The organism is Desulfatiglans sp., from assembly GCA_012513605.1.
Classification (GTDB): domain Bacteria; phylum Desulfobacterota; class DSM-4660; order Desulfatiglandales; family HGW-15; genus JAAZBV01.
Genome location: JAAZBV010000153.1, coordinates 77,336 through 92,735, shown reverse-complemented (window position 1 = coordinate 92,735; position 15,400 = coordinate 77,336). Strand labels below are relative to the sequence as shown.

10 protein-coding genes are annotated in these 15,400 nt (G+C 45.1%); 6 read left to right on the top strand and 4 right to left on the bottom strand.

The genetic code is table 11. The annotated features are described in order from the left end of the window. Positions 1 to 188 precede the first annotated feature (188 nt). On the top strand, positions 189 to 1,085 hold the full coding sequence (locus GX654_20420; protein ID NLD39229.1) for a hypothetical protein: 897 nt from the start codon (positions 189 to 191) through the stop codon (positions 1,083 to 1,085). A gap of 381 nt (positions 1,086 to 1,466) precedes the next feature. On the opposite strand, the gene GX654_20415 is transcribed toward GX654_20420, so the two are convergent. Together GX654_20415 and GX654_20410 are read right to left on the bottom strand one after the other, a co-directional pair. After that, complete coding sequence (locus GX654_20415) at positions 1,467 to 3,782, bottom strand: carbohydrate binding family 9 domain-containing protein (GenBank protein NLD39228.1); 2,316 nt, start codon at positions 3,780 to 3,782, stop codon at positions 1,467 to 1,469. 188 nt (positions 3,783 to 3,970) lie between these two features. Continuing rightward, positions 3,971 to 4,606: a hypothetical protein gene (locus tag GX654_20410; GenBank protein ID NLD39227.1), complete on the bottom strand. Its 636-nt coding sequence runs from the start codon at positions 4,604 to 4,606 to the stop codon at positions 3,971 to 3,973. A gap of 413 nt (positions 4,607 to 5,019) precedes the next feature. On the opposite strand from GX654_20410, the gene GX654_20405 reads away from it, so the two are divergent. Together GX654_20405 and GX654_20400 are read left to right on the top strand one after the other, a co-directional pair. Continuing rightward, the gene (locus GX654_20405) at positions 5,020 to 5,457 is read left to right on the top strand and encodes a hypothetical protein (protein ID NLD39226.1); all 438 of its coding nucleotides are present in this window, start codon (positions 5,020 to 5,022) and stop codon (positions 5,455 to 5,457) included. A gap of 51 nt (positions 5,458 to 5,508) precedes the next feature. Beyond that, entirely contained in the window at positions 5,509 to 6,555 is a 1,047-nt protein-coding gene (locus tag GX654_20400; protein ID NLD39225.1) for an HDOD domain-containing protein, read from the top strand. 11 nt (positions 6,556 to 6,566) lie between these two features. On the opposite strand, the gene GX654_20395 is transcribed toward GX654_20400, so the two are convergent. Next, the gene (locus GX654_20395) at positions 6,567 to 6,740 is read right to left on the bottom strand and encodes a hypothetical protein (protein ID NLD39224.1); all 174 of its coding nucleotides are present in this window, start codon (positions 6,738 to 6,740) and stop codon (positions 6,567 to 6,569) included. Between the two features lie 94 nt (positions 6,741 to 6,834). Between GX654_20395 and GX654_20390 the strand changes: the two genes are divergently transcribed. From GX654_20390 to GX654_20380, 3 genes are all read left to right on the top strand, one after another. Then, positions 6,835 to 7,809, top strand: coding sequence for a hypothetical protein (locus GX654_20390; protein ID NLD39223.1), 975 nt, complete (start codon positions 6,835 to 6,837; stop codon positions 7,807 to 7,809). Positions 7,810 to 8,110: 301 nt separating this feature from the next. Further along, positions 8,111 to 10,384, top strand: coding sequence for a type IV-A pilus assembly ATPase PilB (gene pilB, locus GX654_20385; GenBank protein NLD39222.1), 2,274 nt, complete (start codon positions 8,111 to 8,113; stop codon positions 10,382 to 10,384). 180 nt (positions 10,385 to 10,564) lie between these two features. After that, positions 10,565 to 11,896: a PhoH family protein gene (locus tag GX654_20380; protein NLD39221.1), complete on the top strand. Its 1,332-nt coding sequence runs from the start codon at positions 10,565 to 10,567 to the stop codon at positions 11,894 to 11,896. A gap of 93 nt (positions 11,897 to 11,989) precedes the next feature. Here the strand turns inward: GX654_20380 and GX654_20375 are convergent, their stop codons facing one another. Next, a complete protein-coding gene (locus GX654_20375) occupies positions 11,990 to 14,914 on the bottom strand; it encodes a hypothetical protein (protein NLD39220.1) in 2,925 nt (974 codons plus the stop codon). Positions 14,915 to 15,400 lie beyond the last annotated feature (486 nt).

Sequence of the window (15,400 nt, the reverse complement as noted above, 5' to 3'; positions counted from 1 at the left end):
ATTTTTTATGAGTGCAGGCAAGTTTGAGATATTGAGCTTATAGGTAGCAGTAAAAGAATTTCCAAATGAGATTATCAATATAAGACGACTAAAAATAATCAAAGTCAAGGAACATTTTTACACTGAAGGTTTTTACCCTTGACAAGATACCTGTATTGGATGATCCTTTATTTGATAAAGGAGCCGCCATGATAAAAACAGTAAAGACTTTAGCTATAATTTTATTCTCTATACTGGCACTGACAGGTAGCCATACCTGCAATGCAGATGACAGTAACCAGTTCACACCCCAGAAAATCGATTACGGACCGGATCATGTCTGGACCGGCCCTGATGGCAGGCCCCTGCCATTTAACACACTGGATGATACCATGGCGTTTCTGGCAGTCGCTGAACCTATTCATACTGAGATCATTCGCTCCGGTGTCAGACGACCGGTGAAATATCTCCTTAAAAAGGACGGAGTAGAGGTCAATGCAATCTTCCGGCATGAAAGCAGGGTTGATAATTCTTCTTCCCCTGCTGTGGGTACTGCAAAAGGATCCCGGTATTTTCGTGACTGCTATAAAAGTGAGATAGCAGCCTTTGAAGTGAATCGATTACTTGGGCTTAACAATATGCCGCCAACCATATTCAGGAGCATAAACAGAAAGAAGGGCACACTCCAGTTGTGGGCAGAGGGGACCATGACAGACAAGAAGCGTGCAAAGGAAAAGATCCTTCCACCCAATGAGCCCTCATGGAACAAACAAATGTGGGACACACAGGTATTTGATAACCTGATAAACAACATTGACAGAAATCAGGGTAACATATTAATTGACTCAAACTGGCGGCTGATCCTGATTGATCATACGCAATCCTTTTCCAGAGACGTTACTCTGCCGAACCCTGAAAAGGTGACACATTGCTCCAGAGGGCTATGGCATAATCTGCGCCACCTGGATGAGGCAGTGGTTCAAAACCTTCTTGAGCCCTATTTAAACAGGATGGAAATGAACTCCTTTTTTAAACGACGTGAAAAACTTATTGAGCTGATTCAGGGGCTCATAGATAAAAAGGGTGAAGAGAATGTGCTTTTTTAATCAATGAATTTTCACCACGAACCACACGAAATACACGGAATAATGATATTTTAGTGTGTTTCGTATATTTCGTGGTTGATATTATTTTCTCCTGGTACCCATGTCCCCCCAGTAGGAAAGAGGCGACAATTGATATTAAATATTGGATAGAATTTGATACTTAAATTACATAGCCTCAGCATATTTTCCAGTAAGCCTTCGGGAACGCTCATTCAACTTTCTCATAATGTTCCTTCGCACCTCTTTAAGATTCATCATGATATCATTAGTTGTCAGCGTATGAGATATGCCCTGCAGGTTAAAATACCATGTCTGCTTTAATCGATAACAGATTTAATTAAAAGGCAGGGCCTGTGGAACACCACTTGCCCTGCCTTTTATTTAGAGCTCATAACTGATCTTGGTGAACAATGTGCGGTTTATCTTATATATATTGTCCCTCTGATCATCCTGATAACCATTATCAGAATACCCTATGAAAAAACGGGTTTGAGGAGTAATTTTGTAACTGTACAGAAACTGGGTTGTCATATCCTTATACCTGCTATTTATGTCAAAGGTATATAATGCGCTGTTGTATCTGGTATCATTATACTGGAGAGTTACCCTGAGGAAACTCCTAATGGTAAACTGATATGTAAAACGCAGGTCACTCAGGTTTGTTGAGTAGAGCTTCTGGCCGTAGACTTCCATTTTCTGATAGGTGTGTTTCAAGCTTGCCAGGAAATGTTTTCCCATTTTAAGATCAACCCATGGGCTAAATGAAAATTGTTTTCCCTGTCTGATATTATTGTAATCAATATCATCTCCATATGATATGTCCATGGATATATCCACGCCGGCATTGGGCCTGATCCGTCCGAACAGGCTTACTGAATTTTTATCAAAAAACAGTCCATTATAGAGTTCTTCTCCCTGTTTGTATGTCAGAAACATGAATGACTGCATCGGCCCTTCGACATTCAGGGTTATGTCAAAGTTATCACCAAGCTTTTCTCCTTTCTCGTCCCGTGTCTTCTCAAATCCGCCACCCAGAGAGATACGGTTAATGCGGCTTCCTGGCCCGAAAAGCCATTTATACCCCCCGTTTACAGTCATCCTGTTGTAATCCACGCGATTGATAAAACCCATATCCGCCCTAAAATCATCGCCATACTCATCATAGCCGGTTCGCCAGTACCAGCTCATGTCATCATGTGAATAGTTGATGCGATAGGCATAATCATGGAGACTTTCCTTCTGGTTATAAAAGTTTGTCGGGTATTCTGAGGTCGAGTACATCATCTGCATTGTTATGGTGTCGCTGCTTCCGAGGCGGATACTTCCATCAATCCCTGCCACCGTATTTTGATAATCACCTGCCTGATAAATCGGTAAACCGTCTAAGCCTGTTACTAAATTATTATAGTTATCCGCCTGACGATTAGTTAATATTACGCCAACGTTAATGTCTCTGTTAAGGTCTGTGCGGTAACGAAAAGCAGTATTCAGGCTCTTTTTATTGTTAAGCGTGACAAGATAACTACCCTGGTTACCGGGTATTATCAGGTTCGTAGTCTCATCGTTTGTAAAGAAGAGGCCATATGAATGGACATCATGTTTCCCAGTGAGTTTAATACCGAAATCGGGGGATGATATGTTTCTTGAGTTTACAAGATTAGTTGGTGTATTGAAATAATCTGCCCCCTCCAGGAAGAACTCACGTCTTTCAGGGAAATAGAGCAGGTATGTATTGTTGACATTGAGCTGTGCCACATCGGCCTCAACCTGTGAAAAATCGGGATTAATTGTTGCATTCAGGAAGGAGTTCTGGTTAATGCCCCAGCGGATATCAATCCCCCCGTCAAGCTCTTTATCATCCCGCCATTTTCCATCCCCGGCTGCTGGACGGTCTTTTGTATAGGTGCCTGTTACTGCTGGGACAATCCTGAGGTTCAGCCCCTGTTCCAGGTTTTTAAAACCCTCTGCCTTTTTCAACTGGCACAGGTAACATGACCTATTATAGTCTTTTACATTATTTGAGAACTTGTGACGTTTGTCCCTCGGATAATACCTAACCAGATCAATACCCCAGATCTGCTTTTCAAGGCCCGCATGAAAGCGTATCTGGTCAAGAGGTATCTTCATCTCAACAGTGAACCCGTTTTCGGTTATTTTTCCGGCAGAATCCCATATGGCATTCCATGAAAAATCCCCAAAACCGGGTAGCCCTCCACCCATGCTCCCCATATCATTGGTTACTCCATCCATTTGAACGCCAAAAGGGTTTGAAAAAAACTGAAAGGCGCGTCGTTCATCATTAAAGGTGTCAAGAATAACCCCTACCCTGTCATCATCAAAGCCTGTGTCCCTGTCACTGTAAAATGCTCGAATTTTTTGAGGATCAGGATCATACGCCAAAAATGCCAGGTAAAAATTACAGCCATCCTCCATAATATACACCTCTGTATTTGCAAGTGCGGGCACATTCTGTGATGGCTCTGTTTCATTGGTAAGATGTACGATGCTGGCTCCTGCCCATTCTTCTTCGGAAAATTTACCATCTATGGAGGGCATTTCTTCTGTGTAAGGGATGTTGTAGCAGATCTCATCTTCATATGCAAAGAGGGAAGGCGATATATGTATAGCAAGACAGTTAAAAATCAAATATAAAAAACATGCCCTTAAAAATTGTTTACCTTTTTCCTGTTTAAACATACTGATTCCTTTAAATATCAACTTTTATCAAGAATAAACGGATTGCTTTCAAATGCGGTCTAAAAGAAAAAGCTGAAGATTTGCGAACTTTATAATTATAAAAATGCTTTTATTAAACCTTTTCAATCAAAAAACGTTTATTTGGGGCGGACAATATCAGCTTTTATTTATATAATCAACAGCATTAATTAATTGGCAGGTTTAGGCAGATCAGGGGGATAAAGATAATTCGGATCCATCTCATATGTCCAGGGGAGACCCCAGAACTGCCATCCGTAACGTCGGCGTTGTTTGTATCCATTTATCTTGTTCTGCCTTGCGAGGTTTTTATACCACTTATCCAGGTTGGGGTCTTCAAAATATGGAAATTCTCTGCCCTCAAAGCCATCTTCCACATCAAAGACGTTTTTAAAACCGGCGCCTACCAGCTCCTTTGCAGCCAGGGCGCTTCTTTTACCATCCCTGCATATAATAAGAAGGTTATCACTCTTTTTAAATACCTTGTTTATCTCACTAATAAAATCGGTGTTTTTCAGATTAAACTGGTATTCATACCCGTCATCAGTTTTTGCAAGTTTACTGGTCATCATCATATAGGGGAAGAGATAAGCATTTTCCGAATGACCTGTAAACTGATACTCCTCCCTTGTTCTTACATCAATAAGGAAGGTATCAGGCCATGTCTTGAGGCGGTCATAGGCATCTATGCTCATTATCTTCTTCACCGCGGAAGCCTCCTGGGCGAAGATCATGCCAGAGGGAGATAAGATCCTTAAGCCTGCAATCATAAGAAGAACAGTATATGCCAGAATTTTCATATTCATACTTTTTCCCTTCCTGATATTTTAATGCCCCGTTTAATTATAATGATGAAAGAGTAATAATCCAGAGCTGTTTTGCTTGTCAATTGAAAACAGGCCCCCATTAATCAGGTGGATCACGCTTGCTTGGATGTAATGTCAATACATTGACTGCCTGCAACAATAATTATGCTCCGTTTTGACGAAAGAGATTTTTTATAAGGGAAAAGGATTTTGATATCTTCATAAATCACGGTTAATAATTAAATAAGATTCATATTTTTTCTGTATAAAAAACAGGTAAATAGCTAACTGAAAACCCATATTTTTTTATTTTATGCTTAAAACAAAAAACAGGTATATTTATTGCAAATAGAAAAAATCATGGTAATTTATGGACATAAGATATTAACTATCTTTAATAAAGTGGTAATAGAATGGCAGAAACTTCAGTAAAAATAATGCAATGTTTGCTTGCAGACAAAGGAATCCTTAAAATAGATCGAATAGGTGTTGGTATCGGGATTCTTTTATACAATCAGGCAAAAAAGATAGGCATAGGCATACATACTCTCGCACCGCAGGCAGATACTATAAATCCGGCCAATCCGGCCAAGTATGCTGATACAGCGGTTACATATGCCATAAAACTGTTTGAAAAGGAGGGGGCAGCGCCTCCCTATACGGTTGCAGTGGCAGGTGGAGCTACAATGACAGGGTCGCCTGCAAGCACCAATGTCGGTTTAAAGGTTGCAGAGGCAGCAAAGGCCGCCCTGGCAAAGGCTAAGCTGAATATAAGAACCGATCAGACCGGCGGATCAAATATCCGCTCAATGATTCTGAATATTGACACAGGGGAGATTCAGATAAAATAGTCTGAACTCAAGTGCGCTTAGACAGGCACATCGCCCCGGGGAAAGGTTATTATGAAGATAAAATGTACAGGCTGTAGCAAGGTATATGATATACCGGAAGAAAGGCTTCCATTCGGTGAGATTATCTCTTTTCCATGTCCCGCATGTAAGGGCATCATAAAGATAGATCTAAGGGAAAAAACAAATGGCGAGGCAGTAGCACCCCAGGCTAACAGCGCCCCCGACAGAGCAGAAGAGGAAAGAGAGATGCCAAAGGGTGAAACCCTCCAGAAAATCATCATGCGCAGGCTTCAGGAACTCCCGCCCATGCCACAGGTAATGTTCAAGGCAAGAGAGGTCATGAATGACCCTAAATCCAATTTCAAGGCCCTTTCCGATATCCTTGAAACTGATCAGGCTATGGCAACAAGGGTCTTAAGGCTTTCCAACTCCGCCTTTTACGGCCTTGCAGGCAAGGTATCATCGGTGCAGCATGCCTCTGTGCTGCTTGGTTACAAGACAGTAGGTGAAATAGTCTCTATGGCCGGCTCGTCTACCCTGCTGGGCGAATCCCTTGATGGGTACAAACTTGATTCGGGGGATCTCTGGCATCATTCGATGGCTGTTGCCCTGGCATCCAAAATAATAGCAAAAAAAATAAAGCCGGAGATGGAAAACGATGCATTCGCCGCCGGACTTATTCATGATGCAGGGAAGATTGTACTGGACAGATACCTGCGGGAACGAAATACGCTCTTTGAAGAGTTTATGAAGGATGGCGAAAAGACCTTTCTGGATGCGGAAAAACATATCCTGGGTTTTGACCACTCGGAGATTGCGGCATTGATGTGCCAGAGCTGGAAGATACCAAATACGCTTACAACAGCGATATGCTACCATCATTACCCATCAAGGTCCAGGGAGAGCATACTTGCATATATAGTGCACGTTGCAGACTCACTCTCACTGATGAGCGGCATAGGCACCGGTATTGACGGCATGCTTTACAAGATGGACAACAGGGCGCTCGGGTACCTCGGGCTTTCTGAAGATAAAATAAGCCCCATAATAGAAGAAACAGTTGATTCAGTTCAAAAAATAACCAGCCAGATGAAATAGATTCACTGGCCCTATTTTGCTGCTGTATCAACCCTTTCCCTTATGCATGCCACAAGTCTTTCTATCTCATTTTCCTTGAGTTTTTCAAGAAAGCCCAAGTCTATATCTGTATTTAATATCCCTTTAAGGATTTCTATAAGTTTCTCTTTAGTCATGGGGGGGCTTTTTATAGGATTTTGATCCATTGGTCAACATCTCTTATCAAATTTTTTAATTGAATTAGGATGCATCATTCTGATACTCATAAGGCAAGACAAATTAAAAAATAAACCGGTTCAAATGAAGGCACATCTATTATCCTTTAACTATTCTGATCTTTCGATCTTTAAAGAAATATTCCGGTGTTTCTCACCTGTCAGGGTGTATATCCCGTGGGGAGCCAATTTCCCTGATTGTAAAAATGATGAAATAATAGTTTCATATCCTCCTGAAGGGTTGATGCCTGGGATAAACATAAAAAACCTGCTGAATGAATACTACAGCCTTGCGCAGGAGCTGGGCGAAAAAAGCCATAATAAGGTTATCAGCAGAGGTAATTCAGCCTCTGCATCCGATGAATCCATTAGAAGCATCATGGCCTCTCTCAGAGGACGATCCTCCACGGAGAGGAATGAAAGAGATCGGATAATCAGGTGTCACATGCTCCTGCATCTGGCAGACAGGTTTGAAAAAGAGAGAAATGAGGCAGAGAAGATGATTGTTGCCCTCAGAAAAAGGAAGTCACCCCTTTTAAATATTGCAGAGCTTAATGATAACGCCATCTACCCGTTCGAGACCCTTGCAGGAATGGATGCAGAAACCTTTATAAATGATGTTAATTTGAGACAGCTCTTAACCGCATGGCATACTCTTTTTGGAGAGTATATATGTGAGGGAGATCTGTTACTTTTTATGAAACGGTCTGTTTTTACCCTCCTTTGCGATGGATATAAGTACCTGTGCATGGATAAGGGGTTACAGTTGCCATCAATTATTTCATGTAAAATCCCACTTATACAGGTGCAAAATGATAAATCTGATGTTCTGGAAGAAATAGTGGCCATCTTTTCAGCCTTGAAATCAGGGGGTAATTCCTCGGGGCTTACTGATCTTCTGTCCGGTTATGATGCCGGGCATTGCACTGTTAAGGGGATGCCTTATATCCATATTTCTATGTTGTACATGAATATAGACCTGGTAAAAAAAGATACCTTGTTAAGTATGTTTTCCGGCAGAATCCTTGTCTTTGCAGTAATAATTAATCCTCCTGAATAGATAACGGCCAAGGGCTATTTTTTGCTTTTTTGCACATGCATTTTTCACCTTTATACGGCTTTAAATACTACACTTTTAGTTTAATAATCAAACAGTTAACTTTATTTAAAAAAATCTGCTCTTTCATCTTAAGATTTTTACAGAGTATACCGATATAAGTTTTGAGTATTGTACTTGTATGAGTATTTTATATCTCCCTTGCTCAAGATAATGATACTAATTATTTGATATTATATTTTTATTTTTATTATGCCTTACACAGGGCAGTAATAAAGGAAAGGTTTTAACCAGACAAGGCAAAATGGCAATTCCTCAAGTAAATAAACCATCGCATTTAAAACCGGTACAGCCTCAGAATAAATTGAGCCTCAAGGCTACAATAAAGGACCAGTCAGGGGCTGGAAAGGCAAGGATCGGAGAGATCCTCTGCAAAGAGGGCCATATCACAAGCAGCCAGCTCCAGGAGGCCCTGAATGTTCAGAAAAAAAGCAAAAGCCGACTAGGTAGCATCCTGCTCAGGCTTGGTTATATAGAAGAAGAGACAATAGTCAATGTATTGAGCCGTATCCACAATTACCCATCTGCAACAAGCAATGATTTTAATCCTAACCCGGATGTCTTAAGGCTATTAAGCTATGAGACCGCTAGGCAGAACATGGCATTCCCCATGGCAAAAAAGGATCGCACCCTTGATGTTGCCATGACCGAACCGACCGACAGCGCTGCGGTAGAGGCGATCCAGACCGAGGTCAGGATGGGGGTAAAGGTTTATGTGGCTACTGAAAAGGCGATAATAGAGGCCTATAAAAAATTCTATAATATCAGCGATGATGAGTATAAAAGTTTTTTCGCAAAGGTAGAAGAAAAGGATGATAGTGACCTCCCAATTACCAAGGTAGATGACTTTGGTTCACTGGTATCAGAGGCTGTGGGCGACATGGAGCTTGAAGGCCCCATGGATGACCAGATACAGGATGAGTTCTCAGCAGGTGATGCCCCCATTATAAAGCTGGTAAATGGTATACTTGTAAAGGCGGTTACAGATGGTGTGAGTGATATCCATATTGAGCCATTTGAAAAGGCGCTCCAGGTCAGGTACAGGCTGGATGGGTCACTCTATAAATCCATGAACCTCCCTTTAACCATTAAAAACGGCCTTATTTCCAGAATAAAGATACTGGCCGGGCTTGACATCTCAGAAAGAAGGGTGCCGCAGGATGGCAGGATAAAGATGCGTATGGGCAAACATTCCGCGGTGGACTTTCGTGTTTCAACACTTCCCTGCCTTTTCGGTGAAAGCGTTGTAATGCGTATCCTTGATAAGGGCGCCCTTAATGTTGACCTTACAAAACTGGGTTTTGAGCGTGATACATTTGAGGCCCTTAAACGTTGTATTGACAGACCCTACGGTCTTCTCCTTGTAACAGGGCCAACAGGATCAGGTAAGACCACCACACTCTATTCTGTTCTTAATGCGCTAAATACAGAAGACACTAAAATTCTTACCGCAGAAGACCCGGTAGAGTTCAACTTCAAAGGTATTAACCAGGTTAATGTCAAGAATGAGGTGGGCATGACCTTTGCCGCTGCATTAAAGGCATTCCTGCGTCAGGACCCTGAAATAATCATGGTCGGTGAAATAAGGGATATGGAGACAGCAGAGATAGCCATAAAGGCCGCCATGACAGGCCACCTTGTTTTCAGCACACTTCATACAAACGACTGCCCATCTACAATCGGTCGTTTAAGGGATATTGGTATCCCGCCCTATATGCTCGCATCTGCTGTTACAATGGTTCTCTCCCAGCGGCTTGTCAGGAAGCTGTGCCCGAAGTGTAAGACCTTGGAGACACATCACGACCCGGAAGAACTTGAAAAAATGGGATTTTCAAAGGAAGAGATACCTTCCCTCCAGATATACGGCCCCAGTGGGTGCCCGGAATGTAATGGCGGGTATAAGGGAAGGGTTGGTCTTTATGAACTCATGGAGGTTACTGATGAGGTCTCAAAGGCCATAAACGCCAACATCCCGGAAGACCAGCTGAGAAAGATAGCCTGCCAGGAGGGTATGAAAACACTCAGGGAGGCAGGTCTTCAGAAGATAAGGGAAGGGATGACCTCTGTAATAGAGGTTCTTAAGAATACTGTAATCACCAAGGAGGCCCTGCCTGCCTATCTTATCAACCCTGATATTGAAAGTTATGAGGATGGTGATATTATTATCCATGAAGGGAACAAGGACAAAGATTTCTTTAAGCTTGTGCAGGGCTCATTAATAGTATCAAAACAGGGGAAAAAGATTGCTGAAATAACAGAACCTGGGGAATATTTTGGGGAAATGGCTGCGATATCTGGGGAGCTCAGGTCTGCCTCTATTATTTCAAAAGGGAGATCAGTGGTAAAACGTTTCCCCGGTGATAAACTCCTTGAGATTATTGAGAAATATCCTGAGGTCTCAAAACACCTGTTCAGTGTGCTTGCAACAAGACTAGGTTACGCAAATAAAATTACCATAAAACTGGCAAATGATATTGCAGCAAAAGTCAGTATTCCAGGCGCAAGGCCCGGTCTATAACCTGCCGGGTTTTATTTAAAAATGATAATTTACAGCTTATTGTATCTGCCATTTTTTTATGATACAAAATGCAGCCAGTAAGGTTTATTCCAACAGACATCTATAGATTATAATGTTTTATGGTTCCATTACCTTGAAACAGGTGGATACGATATTAGATCTATCAGCAGAGAGAAGAGAATGACTCCTAAAAAAGAAAAGACCTTTGTACTGGACACAAATGTAATCCTCCATGACAGCTCATGCATTTATCATTTTCAGGAAAATGATATTGTAATCCCCATAACAGTGCTTGAAGAGCTTGATCAGTTTAAAAAGGGGAACTCATCCCTGAATTACCACGCAAGGGAATTCCTGCGCAACCTTGATTCCATAAGCGGTGACCTGATGTTTGAATCGGGCATTGAGATAGGAGCGGGGCACGGGAAGATCATGATAAAGCTTGAACGTGAGTTCCACCCTGACCTGAAGCTCAATTTTTCAACACAGAAGGCTGACCATCATGTGCTTAATATCTGCTATCACCTGTGTAAGGACAACCCGGAAAAACAGGTGATACTTGTATCAAAGGATGTCAACCTTCGCATGAAGGCCAAGGCAGTAAACCTGACAGCACAGGACTATACCTCGGATCATGTAAAGGATGCATCTGCCCTGTATGAAGGGCTGAGGGTGGAGGAAAATATATCGGCTGAGGCCATAGATATACTGTATCAGCAACCATATGAACTTGATCTCTCTGCCATCAATCTTTCTACAGCCCTTTTACCCAACCAGTTTCTTATATTAAAGAATGGCAGAAAATCTGCCCTTGGCGTGTATGATTCTTCCACCAATAAGATAAGGCGGGTTGACAAACGCACTGTATACGGCATTACACCCAGGAACGCAGAACAGATATTTGCCTTTGATGCTTTGTTAAACCGGGATATCAAGCTTGTTACCATTTCAGGGAAGGCAGGCACAGGGAAGACACTGCTTGCGCTTGCAGCGGGATTAGAAACCCACCGCTATTACAGACAGATGTTTCTGGCACGGCCTGTTGTGCCATTAAGCAACAAGGATATAGGCTACCTGCCAGGGGATATAAAATCAAAGCTTGACCCCTATATGCAGCCGCTCTATGACAACCTTGGTGTAATACAGAACCAGTTTGATCAGACCGATGCAGACCACAAGAGGATCAAGGAGTATCTTGAGTCCGAGAAGCTGGTGATCTCGCCGCTCTCTTATATCAGAGGCAGGAGCCTTGTTAAGATATTCTTTATTGTGGATGAGGCACAGAACCTTACACCCCATGAGGTAAAGACCATCATCACACGGGCAGGCGAAGGCACAAAGATAGTCTTTACAGGGGACATCTTTCAGATAGACCACCCATACCTTGATATGCACTCAAACGGCCTCTCCTACCTTATAGGAAAGATGCAGGGGCAGAAGATATATTCGCATATCACGCTCCAGAAGGGTGAAAGGTCTGAACTGGCAGAGCTTGCCAGTGACCTGCTTTAGGTGTTTGGGTACCTCGGGTGATGCCGGTCAGGGTGGCGGGCAGGCCCGCACACCTCTCTGACCGGATCGGATAACCCTGTTCAATGCTGGGGGTCACTGGGTAACGTTTTGTCCTTTCAGGATGGCCGGCATGAACATGGGCCAGTAAAAATCCTCAGTGACATTGATGGTAACCTGCGCAGTTGCCTCCGTGTAGTTGGTGGTGTCGTTAGGGGTGAAGTCGACGCTCAACATCTGGTTGGTGCCGATTTCGAGCAGGGTGCCGGCCTCCGGGGTGTACATAAAGGTGCCGGGTACGTTGGCCGTGGCGTTGAGCTGTGCCTCGCCCAGGGGGGTGCCGGGGATGATGTCCGCCGGGTTGGGCCAGTTGATCACCGGCGTAGCTTTGGCGATTACCAGGGTGCCGCTGGCCGTGCCCTCCTGGTAGTTGGTGTCTTCGATGACGGCTACGACTGAGTAGCTGCCGACAGATGTCGGAGCAGCAGCCGAGCCGTTGTAGGTTAAAGCCACGCCGAGTCCAGCCGGCTCGGTGGTGGCGATGGCGGCCTTGGCAGTGCCGTCGTAGGTGTGACTGAGGCCGGAGAGTGTCACTGTGGCTTCGGCCCGGGTAATGACACCGTTGTTGACGTTTATGAAGGTGACATCGTAGTTATTGCCGCTATTACCATCGATGACCGCTCCTGACGGGGTGATGGTCTTCCCTGTTCCAGCGTCAGGCGTGTCGAAGGCTTGCTGGAACTCGGAGGTGTCTCCGCTGATCGGGGCAGGTTCGACCTGGGGCGTCAGGTTCGACGCAGTTGTGCCGTCATAGACCTTGGTTTCGGTCACGGCCGAGACGGTCATTGGCAGGGGGGAGATCGTTCCGGTTGTCACCGGTGCGAAGGTGACTGCGTAGTTGTCACCGCTGTTGCCGTCGTTCACTGTGCCTGTCGGGGTGAGAGTCTTGCTGGTGCCTGCATGCCTGGTATCGAATGACTGGGTCCATGTGCCAGTATCGCCGTTGACCAGAATGCCTGAGGTGATGGTTGGGATTCCTGTCGCGGTGTTGGTGCCATCATAGGTTTTGGTCGCGGCGGCTGCAGTGACCGTGATGGAGCGGGGGATGATGGCTGCATGGGTAGCAGCACTCGTTGAGACCAGCGTATAATTGCCGATGTCGGTCCCTTCCAGGGCAAGACCTGTGGCTGTCACCGATTTTCCCAAACCTGCATTTGGGTTGAGAAAGACGGCGGTACCGCTAACCAGGCTGACATCCTCATCGCCGATGACTCCCGCAAGACCCCGGTCTACGATCACAGCACCAGTTGTACCGTCATAGATTTTATCGTCTACACTGACCGACGGGGTCAGCTCTGCCGATGTGATATCGGCTGTGGTTGTTACCTCACCTACGGGTAGTTGATACTTTTCTGCATCCGATCCGCTCAAAGAAAGCCCTGTGATGGTCACCGTTTTACCGGTGCCGGTATCCTTGTCGCTGAACGTGGCCACGCCGTTGACCAGGCTGACATCGTCTTCGTTGATGATCCCGGTGAGTTCCCGCGATTCGATGGTGGCCGAGGTGGTGCCGTCATAGGTTTTGTCGGCGACCGTCAAGGACGGGGTCAGGGTTTTAGGTGCAACAGTGAGGGTGGCGCTGTTCGAGGTAGCGGTGCCTTCGTCATTGGTAAACACTGCGCGCAGTTTTAGGCCGTTGTCGTCCATCGTCACCGCTGGCAAAGTGAGGGTGGCCGCGGTGGCGTCGTCCAGGTCGGAAAAGGTGGCTCCATCGTCAATGCTGCCCTGCCATTGCACCGTGGGCTCTGGCAGACCATCCGCCGCCGTGGTGAACACGGCGTCCTCGCCGTAGGTTACGGTCAGGCTTGCCGGTTGCACGGTCACCGTGGGCGGTGCCACAAAACTGAAATCGGTTTGCAGGTAGACCTCGCTGTTCACACCGTCCGAGGCTAGATAATAGACAAAAGGGCTGTCCGGGGAAAGGCCCAGGGCCGGGGCTGATCCGTCGGCGATTGCTTGGGCTGAGCCAAACCCGGAGCCGTCGTCAAAATTGAGATACACCTTACCGCTGTCCACATACACCAGGCCAACGTCATTGTCGTTTGCAGACAACGCTGGGGTGGTGACGCCTGCAAGGGCGGTTTCCGACCATGCGGGATTAGGACTGGCGTAATAGGCTACGCTGTTCTGGGTATAGGCCACCCTGGGGCTGCCGCCCGGAGCCAGGGCCAGGGCATTGATGGTCAAAGCTGCGGCAGCGGATCTGGAGGTGTTATTGGAAGAAAAACCGCTGCCGGTATTTGTTTTATACACGACATAGTAATTGCGCTCAATATAGGTCTCGTATCTATAGTAGTACTGATGAGTAGCTATGATGTGGTAGTTTCCCTCACTATCTACTTTGATTCTGGGAAAGTCATAGTAATACCCTTGATAACTGGATCCGCCCAGATTTTCGTATATACCCCGATACACCACAATCGGCCCGGAAAAGGGTTCGGATTCCGTGCCGTCGATATTGTTAATGTAGCCGATGTCCACCCCGGCACTGGTTTCGCTCGGATACGAAGTGTCGATCTGGGCTACATAGGCGATATGAGCGTGGTTGCTGCTGTCCACATCGATGTCGATCTCGCGGTTGTAGGTCGAGATTTGGATCGGCGTTTGCCAGGCACCTTCGGCCCTGGTCACATAGAACTGACCGCTTCCCGCCATATAGACCACCTGGGGCACGCCGTCAGGGCCGACCGCGATGGCCGGATTTGTTCCCACCCCCACCAGTTCCTCAGCACCAATCCCCTTTTTGTAGTAGACGCTGCCGCCTCGGTCATACACAGCATGGGGGATGTCGTCTGCATCAACTGCAACATCAATATTAGCGTTGTTGGTGGTTGAATCGGTAATAGGGTGTATATCGTAGGCCAGACCGATCGAGGGTGCGGCTAGGAAAACCAGACAGGCCAGCAAAGCTAACTTGTTAGCCTTTAGCGCATTCCAGAGTATCTGCATGATTGCGTTCATATTCTCTCCTCTATTTTTAGATTGTGGCTTTCCAACAGGCAACGCTGGTGCGATGAAATACCTAGTGAAAAACGATTGAATATATAAAAACTTACTTCTTAACGACAAAAGTATAGGGGGGAGGTATTTGTGTGTCAAGCCTAATTTTGTATGGCGTTTTATCCTAAAACCAGGGATTGGCGAAACGATTAAAGGTTATTATCTTTGATCGCTTTACTTTTTTGCCGGGTGTAGGAAAGAAAAATCAGATATCTAATTCAAAATGGGCTCTCCTACCTTATAGGCTAGATGCAGGGGCAGAAAATATATTCACATATAACACTTCAGAAGGATGAGAGGTCTGAACTGGCAGAGCTTGCATCTGACCTGCTTTAGGTGTTTGGGTCACCACATAGAATTGTAGGGGCGAATAATTATTCGCCCCTATTATTAGAGACAATCCTTAAATTATAAAATCAGTTGATATATGAAAATGGCGTGAGTAAG

Coding starts and splice junctions, on each gene's coding strand:
- pilB (NLD39222.1), top strand. CDS start 8,111: ATGGCAATTCCTCAAGTAAATAAACCATCGCATTTAAAACCGGTACAG.
- GX654_20375 (NLD39220.1), bottom strand. CDS start 14,914: ATGAACGCAATCATGCAGATACTCTGGAATGCGCTAAAGGCTAACAAG.
- GX654_20420 (NLD39229.1), top strand. CDS start 189: ATGATAAAAACAGTAAAGACTTTAGCTATAATTTTATTCTCTATACTG.
- GX654_20400 (NLD39225.1), top strand. CDS start 5,509: ATGAAGATAAAATGTACAGGCTGTAGCAAGGTATATGATATACCGGAA.
- GX654_20390 (NLD39223.1), top strand. CDS start 6,835: ATGAAGGCACATCTATTATCCTTTAACTATTCTGATCTTTCGATCTTT.
- GX654_20410 (NLD39227.1), bottom strand. CDS start 4,606: ATGAATATGAAAATTCTGGCATATACTGTTCTTCTTATGATTGCAGGC.
- GX654_20415 (NLD39228.1), bottom strand. CDS start 3,782: ATGTTTAAACAGGAAAAAGGTAAACAATTTTTAAGGGCATGTTTTTTA.
- GX654_20395 (NLD39224.1), bottom strand. CDS start 6,740: ATGGATCAAAATCCTATAAAAAGCCCCCCCATGACTAAAGAGAAACTT.
- GX654_20380 (NLD39221.1), top strand. CDS start 10,565: ATGACTCCTAAAAAAGAAAAGACCTTTGTACTGGACACAAATGTAATC.
- GX654_20405 (NLD39226.1), top strand. CDS start 5,020: ATGGCAGAAACTTCAGTAAAAATAATGCAATGTTTGCTTGCAGACAAA.